This is a genomic window from Candidatus Hydrogenedens sp. (assembly GCA_035361075.1).
Lineage (GTDB): Bacteria > Hydrogenedentota > Hydrogenedentia > Hydrogenedentales > Hydrogenedentaceae > Hydrogenedens.
This window is the reverse complement of the sequence record DAOSBX010000005.1, coordinates 59,693-80,824: the sequence shown is the minus strand read 5'-3', so window position 1 is coordinate 80,824 and position 21,132 is coordinate 59,693. Positions and strand designations below refer to the sequence as shown.

Genomic DNA, 21,132 nt, shown 5'->3' with positions numbered 1-21,132 from the left:
AATAGGAACGATATACTACTATCGGCCGTGACGAACTTCATCAAGATTGGTATCTTTTATTACATTATGGTTTCTCGGAGGTAAGTAAAAATCGTGAGGAGTTGGTGTAGGATAATTATTATCGAAACAAGCAGTACAAAAACGCTCTTTATCACTAAATGTTGCTTCAAGCATTGCGGGTATTGTTAAATACGCTAACGTATCAACCCCTAAATACTGCCTTATTTTTTCAACGTCTATTTCTTGATCCTTCTTGATCATTTTATATGCAATTAGTTTTTCCCTAACAGGTGTGTCAATTCCATAATAACATGAGTTGATAATAGGCGGTGATGCCACACGGTAGTGAATCTCTTTTACTTTACAACGTCGCAACATTTTTATTATCTTTCGTGCCGTTGTCCCACGGACAATACTATCATCTACAAGGACTATTCTTTTCCCTTTGACAGTATCCCGAGATGGATTTAATTTTATTTTTACTCCGAAATCACGCATTTTTTGGTCTGGCTCAATAAACGTGCGCCCTACATAATGGTTACGAATAAATCCCATATCAAAAGGTAAACCAGATTCATGTGCATAACCCAGCGCTGCAGGGTTCGACGAATCTGGAACTGCCATAACAAAATCCGCTTCAACAGGAGCAATTCGGGCAAGTGCTCTCCCAAATTCTTTTCGAATTAAATCAACACTTTTTCCAAAAATAAAACTATCTGGTCTTGCCACATAAATATATTCAAAAATACATTGTTTGGGGACTACTTTTTTGAAGGGGAAAACACTTTTTATCTCTTTATCTTTTATATGTACCACTTCGCCTGGTTCTATCTCACGTAACCATTTCGCTCCAACCAAATCCAAAGCACATGTTTCACTGGCAAAAACATATCCCCTTCCTTTTTTACCCAGCCATAATGGACGAAAACCAAATGGGTCACGAGCTGCTATCATTTCGTTGTGGTTCATAATAAGGACAGAAAATGCTCCTTTTACCTTTTTTAAGGCATCAATAACTGCATCTAAGAAAGTATCTGCATTGGAACGGGCTATTAAATGAATTATTACTTCTGTATCCGACGTAGATTGAAAAATAGCACCTTTCTGTTCTAAGTCGTGACGCAAGTATGCACCATTGACAAGATTTCCGTTATGACATACTGCGACAGAACCGTGAATATAATTCACTAAAAAGGGCTGGACATTCCGTAAATTACTTGTGCCAAAAGTAGAATATCTAACGTGACCTATACCCATAAAACCCTGGACACGAGCAAGCTTATGTGCGGGAAATACATCATTTACCAGACCTACTCCACGATGTGCTGTTAATGTTGTCCCATCAGAACAAACAATACCTGCACCCTCTTGTCCACGATGTTGTAAGGCGTATAAACCTAAATAAATCCAATTGGGTGCAGATTTATGATTATAAATTCCAAAAACACCACATTCTTCGCGAATTTTATCAAGTTCGAGCATACGTCCCTTTTCTACTGTTTTATGTTAATTTTAATCTAAAGACTTACCTGTTAATCGTGTGAATGCTTCAAGATATTTCTCCCTGGTTTTTGCCACAATATCTGGTGGCAACGGTGGTGGAGGAGAATTCTTATCCCAATTCACCGATTCCAAGTAGTCCCTAATAAACTGTTTATCGAAACTGGGTTGACTTTTCCCAGGTTCATACTGGTCTGCTGGCCAAAATCTCGATGAGTCTGGTGTCAAAATTTCATCTGCTAACACTAATTTTCCGTCTAATAGTCCAAATTCAAATTTGGTATCACACAAAATAATACCTTTTGTAATTGCATATTCATTGGCTCTTTTATAAATTTGAATTGCTACTTTCTCCGCTTTTCGATTCAGTTCCTCTCCAATCATTTTTCCTGCCTCTTGAGGTGATATATTAATATCATGTCCTTCTTCTGCTTTTGTACTCGGTGTATAAATAGGTTCTGGCAATTTACTCGCTTCTACAAGCCCTGATGGTAAGGGAATTCCACAAACGGTTCCTTTTGCTTTATATTCTTTTAATCCACTTCCTGCTAAATATCCGCGAACGATAAACTCCACAGGGAGCATTTGGCATTTTCGTACATACATAGAACGGTCTTTAAATATCTCTGGATATTTTTGAAATTCTGGTGGAAAATCTTCTAATCGCGATGAAATTAGGTGGTTGGACACAATATCTTTCATCATTTCAAACCAGAATAATGATAACTGCGTCAAAATTTTTCCTTTATCAGGTATTGGTGTAGGATTAACCCAGTCAAACGCTGAAATTCTATCTGTTGCAACAAGAAGAAGTTTGTCCCCTAAATCGTAAATATCCCTAACTTTTCCTCTTCTTGTGGGTGGCTGTCCATTTAAGTTTGTTTCTGATAATGCTGTCATTGGTATTCCTCTTATTATTAAGATGTTATTTATTAAAAAAATGGATTAGATAAGGTTTATTTATTTCTAATACCTCATTTAAAAGATTTCTACAACCAACGGCGTCTGGCATAAGAGGATGACTTAGTAGTGCCTGGAATGCTAATTCCTTATCACCTTTTACTGCGGAATGTACTGTTAAGGTTTCGTAAGCCTTGATTAATTGCATAAGACCACGAATAGAAGGTTCTGGAGCAGGTTGTGGAATAGGATGTGCTCCATCTTTATCAATAATTGCAGATACTTCGACGGATACATCATCATCAAAAGTAGGAATTGCTCCATTATTCTTACAACAAACGATTTGACGAGATTTTGAATCCGTTTCAATTGCATCCATTACCATGAGTGCCGCAGTTGAATAATGTGCACCACCTCGTTTACTTAATTCTTCTGGCTTTTCTTTCAAGTTGGGATTGGAATATTTTTCAAAAAGCTTCTGCTCAATCTCTAAAACTTCCTCTCCTCTCGTTTTTTCTTTACTCTTTAATTTATTCAACACAGATTCTGTTGAATAATAATATTGTAAGTAATAATTGCAAAACATATTCAGACTTCTCATAGCTTCTAACATATTGTTTCGTGTTGGCTCATCTTCCCACTCTTCTTCGGCATGCTCCCAAAATGTTCGGAGGACTTCATCAGTAATATCAATTCCTTGTTTCTTAAATTTACGAACCCATGAGAGATGATTTAATCCCACATAATCTAATTCTATATCTTCAGGACTCCCTCCTAAATGTTTAACAATTTGCATAATTATTCCAATAGGCACATTGCAAAGTCCTATTGTCCGTATCTTACTGTATTTAATAACAGCCTCTGTATTAATTCCAGCAGGGTTTGTAAAATTGATTAAAAAAGCATTCGGACATAACACTTCCATTTTATGTGCAATTTCAAGGATCACAGGGATGGTTCTTAATGCACATGCAAATCCACCTATGCCCGTTGTTTCCTGCCCAATAATTCCATATTTCAGCCCCAATCGTTCATCATTTATTCGTGCCTGCATTTGTCCAACACGGATTTGGGTTAGCACATAGCGAGCATCTTTTATAGCCTCGTCTATTTCTAATGTCTTATACAATCTACACTTCGTTCCGTATTTTTTTGCCATTCGCTCTGAAAAAAAATGGTTTATACTTAACCTCTCTTCATTTTGGTCCATCAACCATATTTCGTCAAATAATAGTTTTTCTTTTCTTGCAAAAATTCCATCAACTAATTCTGGAGTGTATGAACTACCACCACCTATTACTGCTAATTTCATTATAATGTCCTTTATGAAATTATATTTACATTTGTGGAAATATAATTGCCCAATTTAGATAGAAATTTAAGATTTAGCATATAATATCTAATATGATAGTTCATTTTAAAATATCGTCATACAACATAAAAAGATATGGAAGATAGTAGGTGAATGACTAAACCAGATATTTTCCCTGTATTTCAATGGGAACCTTCGGATATTATTAGCGTGCTATTATTAGGGTTTCTGTTCTTTTGGGGGTTATATATGTTATATCAAAAATGGGCACGGAAAGTGGAGGTTCCCTTATGGATCGATTTGATTTCTTTAATAATAATGTTTGTAATTCTTGGTATTGAAATACTTCAATTTAGGGATTGGATGAAAGAATATACTCTTCTATATATTCTTTCCTCTTTAGGATTATTTGTATCTGCCACTGCTTTATATGCCCAGAGTTTTATCTCATTGGTGACGACAATCTTTTTAAGCATTATTCAGCCAGGGGAAGAAGCTTCTCCAGACATACCACGATTTGGTCCTGCTGAAATATTAGAGCACGAAAAAGACTATGAAGGGGCACTAAATGAGTATTTAGTATTAGCGAGAATTTATCCCTATCATCCATCCGTTCATATAAGAATTGCTAACATGTATCTTAAACTAAATCAACCAAGAGAATCTATGGATTGGTTAAAAAAATCATTAAAATATTTGAAAAAAGATGAGGATGTATATTTAATTGTTGCTCGATATTGTGACATCGCCCATGATTTAGGCGAATTATCATTAGAAAGTGAGATGATTGACTACTACCTTTCTAAATATCTAAATTCCGTATATTCTAAATCCTTAACTGCACGGAAAAAGCAGATAAAAGAAAAGAGAACCAGAGAAAAAGATTCTCTCCTTATTTCGCTGGAAAAAGAACCATTAGATATAACCCAAGATGATATAAATCAAAAAGGATTAGACCTAAAAAAAGGTATACAATTAGAAAAAACTATTGAGGACAGCAGTAGTAATAATCTAAATAATGAGTCTCACAATGAACCACAAAAATCAGCACAAAAGAGATCTTCCTTCTCTGAATTAGAGCCGTTGTAAATTTTTATAGCGTGCAGTATTCCCAACGTTTTTTAATTGGTTAATGATGAACTCTCATTGTTTTTTGGAATCGTTGCTATCGTTAACCCACTATAACCCAATTGTAAAGCAAGGTCAAATATTTTTACTGTGGTTCGAAATGGGACTTCTGCATCTGATTCTAAAACTAATGAAGGAGGGGGATTTTTTGCTTTTAATTCCTTCAAACGTGATTCCAATTCTTCAAGTGTTACAGATTTAGGCTCTTTTGTTTCCCCCTCGGATATATATATAACTCCTTTTGAATCTACAATAATTCGACATAATTGGACATCCTCCACAGCATTACTTGACTTTGCTTCTGGTAATTGAAGAGAAATGCCTAAATGTGGATTAAACGTAGTTGTGATAATAAGAAATATTAGCAGAAGAAACATCACATCTATGAGAGAAGTGATATTAATTAGGGGGAAGTCTTTCTTTATAGGTTTACCAAATGGACCATCATGTATCACTGGCTGGATTCCTTACGAATGAAAACAAATATAACAAATAAGCCGAATGAAAATCAATAATAAATATTTATTTAATAAAAAATAAATTTTTTTGTTTTTATTTAAAATTTTTGGCAAAAAATATACATTTTGAGGTAAAATATAATTGAAAGATGATAAAGGAAAAAAATAAAACAACGAAGAGGTAAAAATGAAGACAGTAAGAGTTTGTGTAGCAGATGACAATAAAGATGAAGTAACAATCCTTTGTGAAAGTCTAAAACTAAACAATTATGAAGCGATTCCAGCCTTTTGTGGTATGGAGGCACTGGAATTATGTAGAAGTGGCAAGGTTGATTTGCTCCTTCTTGACATAGGACTTCCTGATATTGATGGAATTGAGGTGTGCAAACGATTAAAAGAAGATCCGACAACGAAAAATATTCCTATTATATTTATCACTGCAAAAGGCTCTATACAGGATGTAGCGTTAGGGCATGAGTTAGGGGCAGTTGATTATATTGCTAAGCCATATAACTTACCTATGGTGCTTGTTGCGGTAGAAATGGCTTTGCGAACGACACATATATCAGCATATATCAATAGCCCATCAGAATTTTGGATTGACCCCGTTTATACTGACCCCATTACAGGACTTAAAAATTACCGTTATCTTGCAGAACGGTTGGAGGAAGAAATAGCACGAATTGACAGACACAAGCTCCCATTAAGCTGTCTAATGATGGATTTCATTGATTATAATCTAAATGGAGAAGAATCAAATAAGATAGATATAACAGAACAAGAATCATTTCTAATGGATGTCGCTTTAACCCTAAAACAAAATTCCCGAACTTCCGATATTCTATCTCGATACGAAGGTTCAAAATTCGTTATTGTATTACCACATCAACCCCTTGATAATGCGATAAAATATGCGTTAAAAATCTCAAAAAAACTTGAAGAAAACTTATTTGAAGAAGAAGATAGAGTTTCATTACAACCTAAATTTGGTATTGTTAGTTGCCACGAAAAATTAGTTTCATCTGGAGAAGAACTGTTGGGCATCGCTGTAAAAAATCTGTTACGTGCGTTTACAAGACCTAATGTCAGTATTGTAGGTAAAGACCTATCTGATAAAAAAGAAGTATATTACTAAGAAAGCCTGTACTTACCTATTCTTGTTCTATTTTTATTTTTTACCTTCTCTATTTTCACCAAAACTTAATTGTTAGCTATCTTACAATTGAAATTTCATTTCTATTTAATCTAAATTATTTTTCCAAAAAAATAAAACCAATTAAAACAAATAAAAGTCTTTCTAATATATATCATAATCAAAGGAAGGGTTAATTTAAATGAAAAAAAATTACCATCTTTTTACTAAGACTCTTTTATTAATTTTATTTTTCTGTATTTTGTTTCATTTTTCAGTAGAGGCTAAAACTCCACGTATTTTAATGGTAGGTGATAGTTGGGCATGGTTTATGTATTTGAACCGTTCATTAAGAGATGCCTTACAGGATTCGGGTTTAGGTGAATATGAAGAGATAGGACTATATACAACAGTTCCTGGTAGTGAAGTATCACAGTGGACAAATCCGAAGTGGCTTGACCAAGTTCGTAGAGAATTGGAACATTATCCTACTATTGACATTATTCATCTAAGCATTGGTGGCAATGATTTTCTGAACAATTGGCGAATAGATATGCCACCCGAGGCAAAAGAATCTCTTTTTCAACAAATTGTAAAGGATACGGAGACTGTTATCAGGGCATTATTAGATATGAAACCAAACCTTCGAGTAGCTCTGGTTGAATATGATTACATTAATAAAGGTAGAGGTAAAGCTCGGTGTCAAGAACTAAACATGGCTGGTGCTGAGTTGTCGCGGAGGCGGATGGAACTCTGTAAGAAAATAGAGAGATGCCGTCATATTCAGACATACGGATTAATGCAGTATTATTTTGGGGTAGAAGATGATATTCTTCCTAAAACAGTTCCTCTTCCGGGTCAATACCCGGACTACCAACCATTCCCTGGCGGAAATCCGGATTTTTGCAATGACAAGGATGCTATGATGGACAATGTTCATTTAAGTGGAGAGGGGTATTATTATTTGGCAAAGTACTGCGTTGATGTTGTCTACAAAGATTGGCTATTAAATCCTCTTCCCTCACAAAATAATATTGGAAAAAAGTAATATTAAAGAGTTCAATTAAAATATTATTATAAAATTATCTTAATTTCTTTCAATTTTATACGTTAGAAAATTGTTCAGTCGTTTAAAAAGGTGATTAGTTTGCGTTATTTTGAGAATGGTCCTGGTGCATATTTATCCTCACCGTTTGTGTCTGGATGATAACTACCACCAGGATGATTGAAAAATTGTATAGCCCGTAATAATTCGTCCAGTTGAATCTTCCAATTTTGAGGATTGTAATCCGATTTATGTGGTGGGCAATTTCTACTCCCTCCGTAGGGTCCATACCCATCCTCTGTCCCTTGTTCACAATGATATTCACGAGCATTAAATAATTGCACAACTCTCAGCAATTCTGACATGTTAATAGTCCAATCTTTGCTTGTATCAGCGGTATGGTAATTAGAATTATTTTTTATGGTTATTTTTCCAGAAGATATACTTACATCTTGTGGTAGTGCTTTCCCATCTGCCCCACTTGCGGTAATAGTCGCAATAGAAATCTGATTATTTTCCTGTAAAGGTTCTGTTATTTGTAAAACAACATGTGCAAGTACACCGTCGGGAATAGATTCCGTCCCTCCAAAAACTGCAAAGTTAAGTTGCTGTCCTGTTTTTTGAATCATTATTTTTTTACCTTTATTTGTAACCTCTGTGGAGGGTTCAGCTTCCAAAAAATATAAATTTGGATTATCAATATTCCACTGTATAACAAGTGTACTTATATTTGATGAATTATTATTCCATTGAATGGGTATCTTAAATACACATGGGCTTGGAACTTGAATATCAGAAATGGTTAAGATTCCTTCCGCAAACGAACAATTTAAAATAAACATAAATATTGAAAATACTAACCATATACATAATTTTTTTTGCATGTCATTTTCCTTTTTCTATCCTTTTTGTATAAGATAATAATACCCTAAAAAAACTTAATAAAATCAAATAGGAAACAGAAATTTTATTCTGATTATGCGTGAGCGATTAGATGTTCTTTTGCAAAAGCGGTTAAATCTAACACGAGCACAAATTCAATCCCTAATTCGTTCTGGTAAAGTCTTTGACAAGAATGGCACCTGTTTAGATAAACCAGGCACGAAAGTTCCAGAAAACATTGAACTTAAAGTTATTCAAGATAATCGTTTTGTAAGTCGAGGGGGTGTTAAATTAGAGCATGCATTAAAACATTTTAATATAAATGTTGACTCTGTTGTAGCCATTGACATCGGTGCATCAACAGGTGGATTTACAGATTGTTTATTACAGTATGGAGCAAAAAAAGTTTATGCGGTCGATGTGGGATATGGTCAATTAGCATGGGCTATAAGAAATAATCCCCGTGTTGTGGTTATGGAGCGTTGTAATATACGATTATTAAAACCTGAACAATTACCAGAAAAACCCAACTTTTTCACCATTGATTGCTCTTTTATCTCATTATCATTGATTCTTCCCAAAGTTATTTTATTAGTAGATAGACCATCAAAAGGGGTAATATTAATTAAACCTCAGTTTGAGGTTGGTCGTGAATATGTTGAAAAAGGTGGAGTGGTTAAAAACACCGAGATTATAATGAAAGCGGTAGATAAAGTATTATTAGAAGCTAAAACTTTAGGATTTGAAGTTCTTGGTTTAGTTCCTTCACCAATAAAAGGACCTGCAGGGAATCAAGAGTTTCTTGCATACCTTGCCTTGAACAAGGATAAAACATTAGAAAAAGGGTAAGTAATGTTAGAATCGCTTTATATTAAAGATTTTGCTTTAATTGACAAGCTGGAAATACAGTTTTCCGATGGATTAAATATCCTTACAGGTGAGACGGGTGCAGGAAAATCTATTATTGTAGAGGCTCTTCAAATGGCATTGGGAGAACGGGCTTCTATAGATGTAATTCGGTCTGGGGCTGATAAAGCCAGAGTGGATGCGGTGTTCCATATATCAACGGTTCCTAATTCTGTGAAAGTTATTTTAGAGGAATATGAAATTGAGTTAGATGATGACCGACTTATCCTCTCCCGTGTTATTTCATCTGATGGTAGAAGCAAAGCATGGCTTTCAGGACGTCCTGTGCCAGTAAATGTTCTTTTAAATTTGGGCAATGAGCTTGTTGATTTTCATGGGCAACATGAGCACCAGTCTGTGTTAAAACCCATCTGCCAATTAGAACTTCTTGATTCGTATGCGGACGCACTTACCATTTCTGAATCGGTAAAAAAGAAATACAATCAAATTAAAAAAATAGAGGATGAGATAAGAACAATAGAAGAACTCCAAAAAAGGCAGAACCGTGAAATCGAATTGTTAAAACATGAATTAAATGAAATTGAACAAGTAAATCCGACAATAGGAGAGGACGAGGAACTAAAGGACCGACTTGCCTATGTTACAAATTTGGAAAATATACGGAAAAGTGCAAGGGAAGTTGTAGAACTCTTAACTGGCTCTGAAATAAGTATTTTAACCTTTCTGAATAGAGTCCAAATGATGGTAGGAGAATTAAAGAAACATGACTCCTCTTTCGAATCGTATTTCAACCAATTGGAAGAAATTCAATGTGAATTAAATGAATTAAACCGTGAATGTGAACGATGCACTAACCTTGTGGAAATCAGTGACGAAGAGATAGAACAACTAAACCAACGATTAAATCAAATAAACCGATTAAAACGAAAATATGGGAATAGTATAGAAGAAGTGCTTGAATATGCAAAAAAAGCACGTTCAACTCTCGAAGCCGTATTGAATAGTGAAGAAAAATTAGAAGAATTAAAACAAACAACCAACGTGCTTTATGAGGATATTACCCGTGAAGCAGAAATACTATCAAAGCGTAGGCGCGAAGGAGCAGAAATCTTATCTACAGAAGTAACACGTTTACTAAAAGATTTAGGAATGAAGGAGGCGGTATTTCGGGTAAAAATAGAGCCTTGTCCCCTAAATCAACATGGCATTGAACAAATTGAGTTTTTATTAACGCCGAATTTAGGTGAGAATGAGAAAGTCCTAAGACAAATTGCCTCTGGCGGTGAAATATCACGAATAATGCTTGCATTAAAAACAGTATTAACAAATGTTGACCAGGTCCCAACGTTAATTTTTGATGAAATAGATGCTGGGGTTGGAGGCATTGTCGCACGAAGTGTAGCACATCAACTTGCAGAATTAGCGAAATATCACCAAGTTATCGTTATTACACATCTACCACAAATAGCGGTAATGGGAAAAACACATTTCCAAATATTAAAAGAGATAGAAAATGAAAGAACAGTTACGAAAATGAAATTACTGCAAAAAGAAGATAGAATTAAAGAAATTGCGAGAATGTTAGATGGTTCTGTCTCGGAAATAAGTTTGAAACATGCAAATGAACTCTTAAAAGAAATGCAAAAGAAAGGAGTAAAATCGAATGGATAGACCCAAGATAAAGATAGGCGTTATGGGCTCAGCTGGGGGTGTTATTTCCCCAGAAATAGCTCAAAAATGTAGAATTTTAGGTGAGACTATTGCAGAGCTGGACTGTGTTATTCTTACAGGTGGTTGTCCTGGATTACCTCACGAAGCAGTTAAAGGATGTAAATCAAAAGGAGGCTTAACCATTGGTGTATCTCCTGCCCTTAGTGAATATGAACATATCCATGTCTATGGTAGTCCATTAGATAATATTGACGTTATGATTTACACAGGTTCTGGTTTGATGGGGCGTGAGGTTATAGGTGTTCGTAGTTGCGATATTATTATTATCGTAGGAGGCCGTTCTGGAACGTTGGGCGAATTTGCTATTGCTTATGATGAGGGACGTCCTATTGGGGTTTTGATGGGGACTGGAGGTGTAGCAGACCATATTGATGATATACTTCCAATCATCGAAAAAAAGACAGGGGCAAATATAATATTTGATAGCAATCCCAAACACCTGGTTCAACGATGTGTTGAATGGTTTAAATCTCATCCACCCATAATTCGAAATAGGGAGGCAACTTCATGAAAATAACCTCATACGGAGCAGCAGAAGAAGTTACAGGAAGTAAACATCTCCTTGAAATTGATGGGACAAAAATTTTATTAGACTGCGGTTTATTTCAAGGAAGACGGATGGAAGCAGACCAAAAGAACCGACAGAATTCATTAGATATTAATAAAATAAATTGTATTGTTTTAAGTCATGCTCATATCGACCATAGTGGGTTACTGCCTTATTTTGGGAAAAAGAACTATAAGGGACCCATTTATTCTACCCCTGCAACCCGAGATTTATGTTCAATCATGCTTATGGATAGTGCTCATATACAACAAAAAGATGCCCAGTGGTTATCGAAGAAAAATATGACTTTTATACCACCGTTGTATAGCTCTGATGACGTTCACGAAATTATGAGACGTTTTGTATCCATCCCTTATGAAATGCGTCTTCAGATTGCAAACGATATATTTTTAACATTCCATGATGCTGGGCATGTACTTGGCTCTGCTATGGTCGAGCTGGAATATCGTGAATTTGGAAAGTGGAAACGGCTTATCTTTTCAGGGGACATAGGACGTAAAAATATGCCGATTCTTGCAGACCCTTGGGAACCTAAGCCTTGTGATACCCTGATTATGGAATCCACGTATGGTGACCGAGACCATGGTAATATGGAACAGATGGACGCTAAATTAGAAGAGATTATTAAAGAAACAGTCCATCAAGGAGGAAAAATAATTGTCCCCAGCTTTGCATTAGAACGAACTCAAGAATTTATCTATGCATTACATCGATTAGAAACTCAAAATAGAATCCCAGATATACCCGTGTTTGTGGATAGTCCACTTGCGGTAGATATTACAGAAGTGTTTCGCCTTCACATGGAATCATTTGACGAAGACTTCAAACAACAATTGCGAAATGCAGGGAATCCATTTGATTTGAAACGGATACGATATATTCGTTCACAAACAGAATCAATGGAACTAAACACTCTGAAAGGTCCTGCCATTATTATATCTGCCTCTGGTATGTGTGAATATGGCCGTATTCTACACCACTTGCGAAACAATATATCTGACCCTAAAAATACAATTTTAATTATTGGTTTTCAAGCAGAATATACCTTAGGACGAAAAATCGTGGAAAAAGAACCACGAGTTCGAATTTTAGGCGTAATGGTGGAACTTAAAGCACAGGTTAAAATAATGAATGAATTTAGTGCACACGCTGGTAGGTCGGAACTTATTGATTTCGGTGCACACTATGCAAATACGGATACAAACATATTTTTAGTACATGGTGAACCGAAGGCAATACAAGCTCTTTATTCTGCTTTGAAAGAAAAAGGCGTTAACAATCTTTCTATATTAAAATACCGTCAACCCGTTGACATTTAACAACTCTATCCAAACAGTCTATCTATTATAGCCACTATGTCTTGTAATATAAATAGAGCTGAGGAAAACTTATTTGCATCTTGGGTCTTAACCCCCTTCTCTCGATAAGGTATTATTGTAGTTAATCCATGCTTTAGGAGAATTAGAAATAGCGTTTGGACTGTTGTTACTTTCTTATAGATATAGCTACTTAATTCTTTTTAGAGATTTTATGTTTCGTTTAGATTTATGAGTAGGCAAATTGTCTTTTGTATTTTAGAATAAAAAAGTGGCATAATATTGCCAATTTTATTCTGTTTTATTTATTAACTTACTAAAAAGAACCCTATCAAGAAGGAGAGAATCCATGTCAACGATAAAAGGAAATTTACTTGTAGCCCAAGGAGGCGGACCAACTGCGGTTATTAATCAAAGTTTAGTTGGGATTATCACAGAAGCAAGAAAATATCCACAAATTACTCGCATTTTTGGTGCAAAGCATGGGGTAAAAGGGATTGTTAAAGAAAATTTATTGGACTTGACAGAAATTTCCTCCCATCATTTAGAAGCGATTGCTCAAACTCCATCTTCAGCACTCTTATCAACACGGGATAAACCTGATAAAGAGTACTGTAAAAAAATATTTGAAGTTTTCAAAAAATATAACATCCGTTATTTCTGTTATATTGGGGGAAATGATAGTTCTGAAGCATGTCGAATTATTAACGAATCAGCATCTGAAGAAAATTATCAGCTACGATTAATCCATGTTCCTAAAACAATAGATAATGATTTAGTAGAAAATGACCATTGCCCTGGATTTCCCTCCGCAGCGAAATATGTGGCACAAGCATTTGCAGGCATTAATTTAGATAACAAAGCTTTGCCAGGGATTCATATTGTCATTGTTATGGGGCGTCATTCAGGCTTCCTGACAGCCTCTTCTGTTTATGCAAAGAAATACGCTGATGATGGACCCCATCTAATTTATTTACCAGAACGGGTATTTGACCTGAAAAAGTTATTTGAAGATGTAAAAGAAGTATATAACCGCTTAGGCCGTTGTATCATTGCTATGTCAGAAGGGGTTCGTGATAAAGATGGAAAAACATTTACTGAAAAATTTACAAAAGGTGAAGTGGATGATTTTGGGCATAAACAACTATCTGGAACAGGTGCATTGGGTGATAGCGTTGTTGTATACCTTCAAGAAAGATTTGCTGAATTAGGAATTAAAAAGTTGAGAGCACGTGCAGATACGTTAGGTTATCCACAGCGGAGTTTCTTAGGGTGTGTCAGCGAGGTTGACCAAAAAGAAGCCCGCGAAGTTGGTGAAAAAGCAGTTCAATTTTCAGCGGGACAAAATTTAACAGGTTCTATCTCTATACAACGTATAGCTGATTATGCGGTTTGTTATGAATTAAAGCCATTAGAAGCCATTGCAAATAAAACAAAGTATATGAGCGATGAGTATATCAATGAAAAGGGCAATGGAATAACACGTGCATATATTGACTATCTTCGTCCCCTTATTGGACCGTTACCAGTATGTGAACAGTTAAATGCTCCTGAGGTGGATATTAATAAATTATAATAATATATTTGAAAAACTTCACAATATTGGCTATAATTAATAGCATTCTATAGATGTAATAGTGTGTTATTTTTCCGAAACTCCAAATGGGAGAATTGAAGGTGGACAATTTAACGGAACAGTTTTTTAGTTCATTCTCACAATATAACCTTGAAAGTAATGAGATATTCCTAAAATGGCCATCCCCAACCTTTACAGAATTAAAGATGAGTGTGGCGGGTGTTCAAGTAGGCAAAAGTATAGTTTTCATTTTACCAGTAAATCCAAAATTTCAAGATAACCTTGGCTTTTTTCACCCAGGGTATATATCTGAGGCATTAAATGAAGCATTTTACTGTTTTGCTTACTCTGTTGCAAAAAGGCCATGTATTCCAATTCACACTGAATTTTCATTAATTAATCCTGTACCTGCAAATTCACCAGCACTTACTATTGAAATATCGGTATCGGGTAAAAGTCGGAAAGTATTATTTTTAAGTGGCAAAGTTTATAATTACAGGGAGAAGGTTCACGCCATTGCCTCAGCAATGATAACACCCTATTCTCCACCTTCCACACAAAATGTTGAATAAAGAAAAACGAAAAACATAAATAAATAATAAGTCATGAAATCACCTTTTAATAAAATAATATTATTACTTTTCATCGTATCAGTCAATGTTATCTCAGCTTTTACTGATGATAAAATAACACCTCTGAATCGGGCTCATTCCCACAATGATTACCTTCGAAAACAACCACTATTCGAAGCATTAAATAACGGATTCTGTAGTGTAGAGGCAGATATACATTTAGTCAATGGTGACCTGTTAGTTGCTCATGACTTGGACAAATGCACTGCTGAACGTAACTTACAAGACATGTACTTAAAACCATTATTTGAACTCGTGGAAAAGAATCAAGGATATGTGTATTCAACGGCTTCAGATTTCTGGTTGCTTATTGATTTTAAAGGTCAGCCTGACGAAACATATTTAGTGTTAAAAGAACAATTAAAGCCATATAAATCTTACTTAACAAGGATAGAGAATGGTAAAAAAATAAAGGGTGCGGTGACAATTGTTATTTCTGGTGCTGTTCCACGCGAAGCAATCATAAAAGACGAAAATAGATACGTATTTATTGATGGTAGAGTTGGAGATTTAGAAAAGAACCCATCTGTTGATATTATTCCATGGATTAGTCATTCATGGTTTGAAATATTTAGCTGGTTAGGTATCGGTGAAATGCCTGAAAAAGAACGGGCAAAACTTAAAGAGATCGTTTCTAAAGCACACCAACAAGGCAGAAAAATTCGTTTTTGGGGAGCACCTCAAACTGAAGCATGTTGGGACATTTTATATAATGAAGGTGTTGACTTTCTAAATACAGATTTTCCAAATAGGTTATCTGAGTTCCTAAAAAATAAGATGAAATAAAAATAAATGAAAGGCTCGACATATGCCGGAACTAAAAGTGGCTTTCGTCGGCTTGGGGAATATTTGTAGGGAACGGCATATCCCCGGATTAAGGCAAATCCCTGATATAACATTTATGGGTGTTGTCAATCGAACAGAACAATCTACAAAACGTGTAGCAAAGGAATTCAACATCCCCAAAACGTATTCTTGCTGGGAAGAATTAGTTCAAGATAAAGAGGTAGATATTGTTTGGATTGGGACCTGGCCCTATTTACATGCCCCAGTTAGTATATCTGCATTAAAGGCAGGGAAACATGTGTTTTGTCAAGCACGGATGGCTATGAATTTATTTGAAGCAAAACAGATGTACGAAACAGCATGTAGAACTGGGAAAGTTGCTGGGCTTTGTCCTGTCCCATTTGGTTTATCTTATGACAAAACAATTGCGCGACTCAGAAGAGAAGGCACGTTAGGCGATATTCATTTAATCCGTATTACCAGCCTTTGTGATTTCAATCTTGACCCAAATAAACCTGTTCATTGGCGGAAAGATCATCGATTATCAGGGCAAAATGTACTTACTTTAGGAATGTATATTGAATTAATTCACCGATGGTTTGGCTGGACAAAAAGTGTTTTTGGAACATATCAAATTTTCACGCCTACTCGTAAAACAGAAACTGGAGAACTTCTTGAAATCCAGATCCCTGACCAAGTGACAGCATGTCTGGAACTTGACTGTGGAGCGACAGCGCAATTAACAATTTCAGGGATGTCCACAATTCCTACGGAAACGGTTGAAATAATCACACAAAATAAAACCCTCTTTTATGATGTTTTAGAGGATGTCCTTTACGAATACAAAAAAACTGGGGATAAAATTCCTATTCAACGTCGTGAAGATGAATACTACGACTTAAAAAATTGGAGTGTGGAGAAAGATTTCATTGATGCGGTTCTTTTTGGGAAATCATACCATCCCAATTTTGAAGATGGGCTACACTATATGGAAGTATTGGATGCTATCTATCAATCCGCACAAATAAATCAAAAAGTTATACTACATTAAGAACGCTCCCATTACGTTTTCACAGTTTCGGCTACTATTTCTTCAACTTTTGCAACTGCCTGTTTCCAAGGTGCCAAATCTATTATAGGCTTAACAATAGCCTCCTTTCTTCCCTTAACTTCATTTACAATAGATGGGATCTCTGAAAAACTATTATAATAGATGATATTTATATCTATTTTGTTATCAATAAAATAACGTTCTTTGGGCATTATTACAATTCCACCATTGGCTGAAAGTTCTAATGCCAAATGGAACAAGCCATTACCGAGAACTACTATTATTTCCTTGTAATTATTTTGAAAGGATGTTAATATTTCACAAAAATTATTATTTTTAAGCATTTTAAAAACTTTTTTTGAAAAATAAACTACACTTTGTCCAGGTATTTGTCTTTTTAACAAACCAAATATTTTTTCTAATTCCCTATTGCTGTCTATAATCAGGATTAAATAATCTTGACAATTTTCATTACTTACATTTTCATAACGATTGTATGCACATGGTATATAATTTAGGTAGGTATGAGGAATCCCTCTTTCTACTAACTCAATAAATGTCTTTTTATCAGGAACAATTACGGGTCCTGGAAACTCATCTGTCGGAATCCATTTTCGACCTAAAGAGAAAATAATGGGAATTACAAAATAATCCTGGTCAATATTTATAGGTAAGGGGTTCTTATCAATAATTTCAAAAAGAATAAACGGTCGAACATCTTTACTAACCTTTTTCAATCGTGATAAGAAAAAAGGCATATACCAACGATAGGTATAATAATTTCCAATATTAATGACAAAAAAATCTCTCCATCGTGAAAGAGATGGAAACAAATTCAATGAAAAAATATCTTTAGATGGTTGAAGCCATGTTACTATATATCCTCTCTTCGCTAATTCTGAAAACAACTCTACACAATAATATGCTTTCCACGAAAGCGGATAATCAGTAATATTAAAGGGTGTTACAAAATATATTTTTTTTCTAATAGACATATTCTTGATATAAACTAATAAAAGTATCTAATTTGTTTATCCATATTTTAACCTTGCTGAACATTATATTGATAATTTGATGATATAAAATTTGTATAATTAAATACTTTTTGGAAATCCTTAATTAGATAAATAAATGTTTCTGAAGTAAAAAATAGAGAGATATGTATGATTAAAAATGCAGATATAAGAAAGATATTAGAAAAATTTCCGGGTCAAAATGTTAATCCCAAACAAATAGGATTATGTCGTGTTCCAGGCAGGGTAAACTTGATTGGTGAACATACAGATTATAATGGTTTTTCAGTATTACCCATCACGTTAAACAAAGAAGTCCATGCTATATTTACTCCACGCAACGATAATCAAATTTATCTTGTAAACGAAGATAGCCGATTCCCATCAATGTGCATATCAAATGCACCATTCATACCTCCCTCGCCTACAGGCTCGTGGGATAATTATATTAAGGCGGCGATTATTGCATTAAATCAAAAATACAAAATTAAACATTACCCAGGTTTTAACCTTTATATAAGTAGTAATCTTCCTATTGCTACAGGATTAAGTTCATCTTCTGCCCTTGTAGTAACAGCCTCTCTTGTTTACCTAAAAATATTAGGGAAAGAATTGGATAAAGACATTACTCGCTCTGAATTAGCGGAATTAATGGCGGAAGCAGAGCATTTCGTTGGCACACGCGGTGGAGGTATGGACCAGACTGTTATATTAAACGGTGCAAAAGGGCATGCCTGCAAAATTGATTTCTTTCCAATACGTACCCATTTAATTCCATTATTTGAGAACTATACTTTTGTTGTTTGCGACTCTACTATTCGTGCACAAAAAACAGGCGAATGTTTGTCACGATATAACATAGGACCTCGTTTATGTCGTCTTTCTTGTGCTTTAATTGAACACTATATGCAGAAAGAATTAGGCAATACCTTCCATATAGAGAGGTTAAGCGATTTATGGACGGGTGATTTATGTCTTTCCTCAAAAGAAATACACGAACTAACAGAACATGTTATTCATAAAGACCATTTGTCAATAAAAGAAATCGCTTATCTCCTCGAATTATCCCCTAAAGAAGTAAGAGAACGATGGTTACCTGATGTCGAAGAGCCACCAGCAGGTTTCCCGTTAAAAGCACGTATTCGTCATGTTATATCAGAACATAGTCGTGTAGAAAAGTGCCAAGATGCTTTATTAGCAAATGATGCTTATACCTTTGGTGTATTAATGAATGAATCACATTATAGCTGTGCTAATGATTATCAAATAAGTATTTCTGAATTAGACACATTAACCCACATTGCCCGTAGAGCAGGAGCCATTGGCTCACGGCTCACTGGCGCAGGTTTCGGTGGATGTACTGTAAATCTTGTTCCTAACGAAAAAGTCGAACAATTTATGGAATATGTTGAACAACAATACTACAAACAATATTTGGGACTTTCATCAGCACAAGGTATGTTTATTGCCGAGACAAGCCCTTCTGCTTCATATTTAACGGAGCTTTAATATTTATGGAAAAAACATTCCGCGAATTATATGAAGAAAGAGAAGCACTATGGCTCTCCCCTATTGCTTGCCTTGCTAAAAATTCCAGAGGTCGGTTATCACCTGAGAAAGATGACCCCTATCGTACATGTTTTCAACGAGACCGTGACCGCATTATCCATTCAAAGGCATTTCGACGGTTAAAGCGAAAGACACAAGTCTTTCTTGCTCCATTAGGTGACCATTATCGAACACGGTTAACTCATACTCTTGAAGTCGTCCAGATAGCACGTTCTATTTCACGTGTGTTAAGACTAAATGAAGACCTTACAGAAGCTATCGCTTTAGGACATGACCTGGGACATACACCTTTTGGACATGCTGGAGAGCGAGTACTTAACGAATTATCTTCGTTCGGATTTAATCATGCTGAACAGAGTTTACGTGTCGTCGATATCCTCGAACAAAGACAGGGAAAAAAAGGTCTTAACCTCACATATGAGGTTCGGGAAGGCATTCGTGACCATTCAAAGGGAAAATGCATTTTGTCAGGAGAGCCTTGTCCAGAAGGGATTAGTTTTGAAGCATTGGTAGTCAGCCTTAGTGATGTTATTGCATATATCACTCACGACATTGATGATGCTATTCGTGCGGGTATTTTAACAACCAAAGAATTGCCACAACACGCAATAAAAATCCTCGGTACTACTCCCTCAAAACAAATTGATACTATGGTTCGAGGCGTGATAGAAGGTTCCATAGATAAGCAGACAATTCAAATTATTCCAGAAATTAGAGATGCAATTGTTGAACTAAGAACATTTTTGTTCGAAAAATTATACCCATCACCACCAATTGCGAAGGAAATTAATAAAGCACAACGAATTGTGAGCGAACTATTCCATTATTTAATGAAATATCCACCTAAAGAACTGCATGAGAATTATGCCAATACTGAAGAGACGTTGGAGCGTAAAGTTATTGATTTTCTTGCAGGCATGACAGATGAATATGCACTAAATACTTACCAAAAACTTTTCTTACCATCACCATGGCACACATAAAATTAGGCATCATTACTGGCTCAGGGTTGGACTTCTCCAACATATTAGATACCTGCCATAGCAAAAGAACATTCGCAGAAATTTTTCCAAAATTCTACGGAAACATAAAGGGACATAGTTATCAAATATTAGAGGGCACATTACATTCAATACCTACATTAATATGTAATGGAAGAATTCATTTGTATGAGGGGTACACATCGGAACATATTTGTGAATTTCTCTTATATTTCAAAGAAAAGGGAGTGTCTCACTTAATACTCATAAATGCAGTAGGTGGATTGAAAAATAAATTTCCTCTCCCTTCATTTATAGCAATACATCGGATAACTCCCATTACATATCATGGAATTAAACTACCAAATGAATTAATCCCTTCATGGATATTTAACAATTATCATAATAACGGAACGTATATCTGGGTGGTAGGTCCTAACTATGAAACAAAATCCGAACTTCGTTTATTTTTAGAAATGGGTGGTGATGTTGTAGGGATGAGTGGTGCTCCTGAACTTTATTGGTCATTAAAACACAGGATAAAAACAGCCATGTTCTCATGTATCACGAACTACTGCTTTGATTCATCAATTCTAACCCATGAACATGTAATTAACAACGCACAAATAGGTTGTTATCAATTTCTTCCCCGCTTAAAGCAATTAATTATTGATAATATTTAGAAT

Annotated in this window: 20 protein-coding genes; 14 read left to right on the top strand and 6 right to left on the bottom strand. The window is 35.2% G+C overall.

The features are described 5' to 3' along the window. Positions 1–18: 18 nt before the first annotated feature. From purF to PLJ10_02705, 3 genes are read right to left on the bottom strand one after another with little or no spacing between them, the layout of a single operon-like run. Positions 19–1,482 (bottom strand): amidophosphoribosyltransferase, encoded by a 1,464-nt coding sequence (purF, locus tag PLJ10_02715; GenBank protein ID HOK08555.1) that lies wholly within the window; start codon positions 1,480–1,482, stop codon positions 19–21. 30 nt (positions 1,483–1,512) lie between these two features. Then, the gene (locus PLJ10_02710; GenBank protein HOK08554.1) at positions 1,513–2,400 is read right to left on the bottom strand and encodes a phosphoribosylaminoimidazolesuccinocarboxamide synthase; all 888 of its coding nucleotides are present in this window, start codon (positions 2,398–2,400) and stop codon (positions 1,513–1,515) included. 25 nt (positions 2,401–2,425) lie between these two features. Beyond that, positions 2,426–3,712, bottom strand: a complete 1,287-nt coding sequence (locus PLJ10_02705) for a 6-phospho-beta-glucosidase (protein ID HOK08553.1) — start codon at positions 3,710–3,712, stop codon at positions 2,426–2,428. A gap of 153 nt (positions 3,713–3,865) precedes the next feature. On the opposite strand from PLJ10_02705, the gene PLJ10_02700 reads away from it, so the two are divergent. Then, entirely contained in the window at positions 3,866–4,801 is a 936-nt protein-coding gene (locus tag PLJ10_02700) for a hypothetical protein (GenBank protein ID HOK08552.1), read from the top strand. A 32-nt stretch (positions 4,802–4,833) separates the two neighbouring features. On the opposite strand, the gene PLJ10_02695 is transcribed toward PLJ10_02700, so the two are convergent. Then, positions 4,834–5,295: a biopolymer transporter ExbD gene (locus tag PLJ10_02695; protein ID HOK08551.1), complete on the bottom strand. Its 462-nt coding sequence runs from the start codon at positions 5,293–5,295 to the stop codon at positions 4,834–4,836. Positions 5,296–5,485: 190 nt separating this feature from the next. Here PLJ10_02695 and PLJ10_02690 point away from each other — a divergent pair, with 190 nt between their 5' ends. Beyond that, positions 5,486–6,433, top strand: coding sequence for a response regulator (locus tag PLJ10_02690; protein HOK08550.1), 948 nt, complete (start codon positions 5,486–5,488; stop codon positions 6,431–6,433). A gap of 199 nt (positions 6,434–6,632) precedes the next feature. Continuing rightward, positions 6,633–7,478 (top strand): SGNH/GDSL hydrolase family protein, encoded by an 846-nt coding sequence (locus tag PLJ10_02685; GenBank protein HOK08549.1) that lies wholly within the window; start codon positions 6,633–6,635, stop codon positions 7,476–7,478. A 104-nt stretch (positions 7,479–7,582) separates the two neighbouring features. On the opposite strand, the gene PLJ10_02680 is transcribed toward PLJ10_02685, so the two are convergent. Next, complete coding sequence (locus PLJ10_02680) at positions 7,583–8,359, bottom strand: cohesin domain-containing protein (GenBank protein HOK08548.1); 777 nt, start codon at positions 8,357–8,359, stop codon at positions 7,583–7,585. A gap of 94 nt (positions 8,360–8,453) precedes the next feature. On the opposite strand from PLJ10_02680, the gene PLJ10_02675 reads away from it, so the two are divergent. The 8 genes from PLJ10_02675 to PLJ10_02640 all read left to right on the top strand — a co-directional run bounded on the left by PLJ10_02675 (position 8,454) and on the right by PLJ10_02640 (position 16,884). After that, positions 8,454–9,206: a TlyA family RNA methyltransferase gene (locus PLJ10_02675; protein HOK08547.1), complete on the top strand. Its 753-nt coding sequence runs from the start codon at positions 8,454–8,456 to the stop codon at positions 9,204–9,206. 3 nt (positions 9,207–9,209) lie between these two features. Beyond that, positions 9,210–10,895: a DNA repair protein RecN gene (gene recN, locus PLJ10_02670; GenBank protein HOK08546.1), complete on the top strand. Its 1,686-nt coding sequence runs from the start codon at positions 9,210–9,212 to the stop codon at positions 10,893–10,895. Continuing rightward, positions 10,888–11,466 (top strand): hypothetical protein, encoded by a 579-nt coding sequence (locus PLJ10_02665; protein HOK08545.1) that lies wholly within the window; start codon positions 10,888–10,890, stop codon positions 11,464–11,466. The genes recN and PLJ10_02665 overlap by 8 nt, the downstream gene beginning before the upstream one ends. Beyond that, positions 11,463–12,842 carry an MBL fold metallo-hydrolase gene (locus tag PLJ10_02660; GenBank protein ID HOK08544.1) on the top strand — a complete coding sequence of 460 codons (1,380 nt, stop codon included), beginning with the start codon at positions 11,463–11,465 and terminating at the stop codon, positions 12,840–12,842. The genes PLJ10_02665 and PLJ10_02660 overlap by 4 nt, the downstream gene beginning before the upstream one ends. 346 nt (positions 12,843–13,188) lie before the next feature. Then, positions 13,189–14,415 (top strand): 6-phosphofructokinase, encoded by a 1,227-nt coding sequence (locus PLJ10_02655; GenBank protein ID HOK08543.1) that lies wholly within the window; start codon positions 13,189–13,191, stop codon positions 14,413–14,415. A 101-nt stretch (positions 14,416–14,516) separates the two neighbouring features. Further along, complete coding sequence (locus PLJ10_02650; protein HOK08542.1) at positions 14,517–14,987, top strand: hotdog fold domain-containing protein; 471 nt, start codon at positions 14,517–14,519, stop codon at positions 14,985–14,987. 33 nt (positions 14,988–15,020) lie between these two features. Next, the gene (locus PLJ10_02645; GenBank protein ID HOK08541.1) at positions 15,021–15,833 is read left to right on the top strand and encodes a phosphatidylinositol-specific phospholipase C/glycerophosphodiester phosphodiesterase family protein; all 813 of its coding nucleotides are present in this window, start codon (positions 15,021–15,023) and stop codon (positions 15,831–15,833) included. A gap of 22 nt (positions 15,834–15,855) precedes the next feature. Further along, entirely contained in the window at positions 15,856–16,884 is a 1,029-nt protein-coding gene (locus PLJ10_02640; protein ID HOK08540.1) for a Gfo/Idh/MocA family oxidoreductase, read from the top strand. Between the two features lie 11 nt (positions 16,885–16,895). Here PLJ10_02640 and PLJ10_02635 read toward each other — a convergent pair whose 3' ends face one another. Then, positions 16,896–17,879 (bottom strand): hypothetical protein, encoded by a 984-nt coding sequence (locus tag PLJ10_02635; protein ID HOK08539.1) that lies wholly within the window; start codon positions 17,877–17,879, stop codon positions 16,896–16,898. A gap of 168 nt (positions 17,880–18,047) precedes the next feature. Between PLJ10_02635 and galK the strand changes: the two genes are divergently transcribed. The 3 genes from galK to PLJ10_02620 are packed head-to-tail and all read left to right on the top strand — an operon-like array spanning position 18,048 to position 21,129. Continuing rightward, positions 18,048–19,406, top strand: coding sequence for a galactokinase (gene galK, locus PLJ10_02630; GenBank protein ID HOK08538.1), 1,359 nt, complete (start codon positions 18,048–18,050; stop codon positions 19,404–19,406). Between the two features lie 5 nt (positions 19,407–19,411). After that, positions 19,412–20,449 (top strand): deoxyguanosinetriphosphate triphosphohydrolase, encoded by a 1,038-nt coding sequence (locus PLJ10_02625; protein ID HOK08537.1) that lies wholly within the window; start codon positions 19,412–19,414, stop codon positions 20,447–20,449. After that, entirely contained in the window at positions 20,437–21,129 is a 693-nt protein-coding gene (locus PLJ10_02620) for a hypothetical protein (GenBank protein HOK08536.1), read from the top strand. The genes PLJ10_02625 and PLJ10_02620 overlap by 13 nt, the downstream gene beginning before the upstream one ends. Positions 21,130–21,132 lie beyond the last annotated feature (3 nt).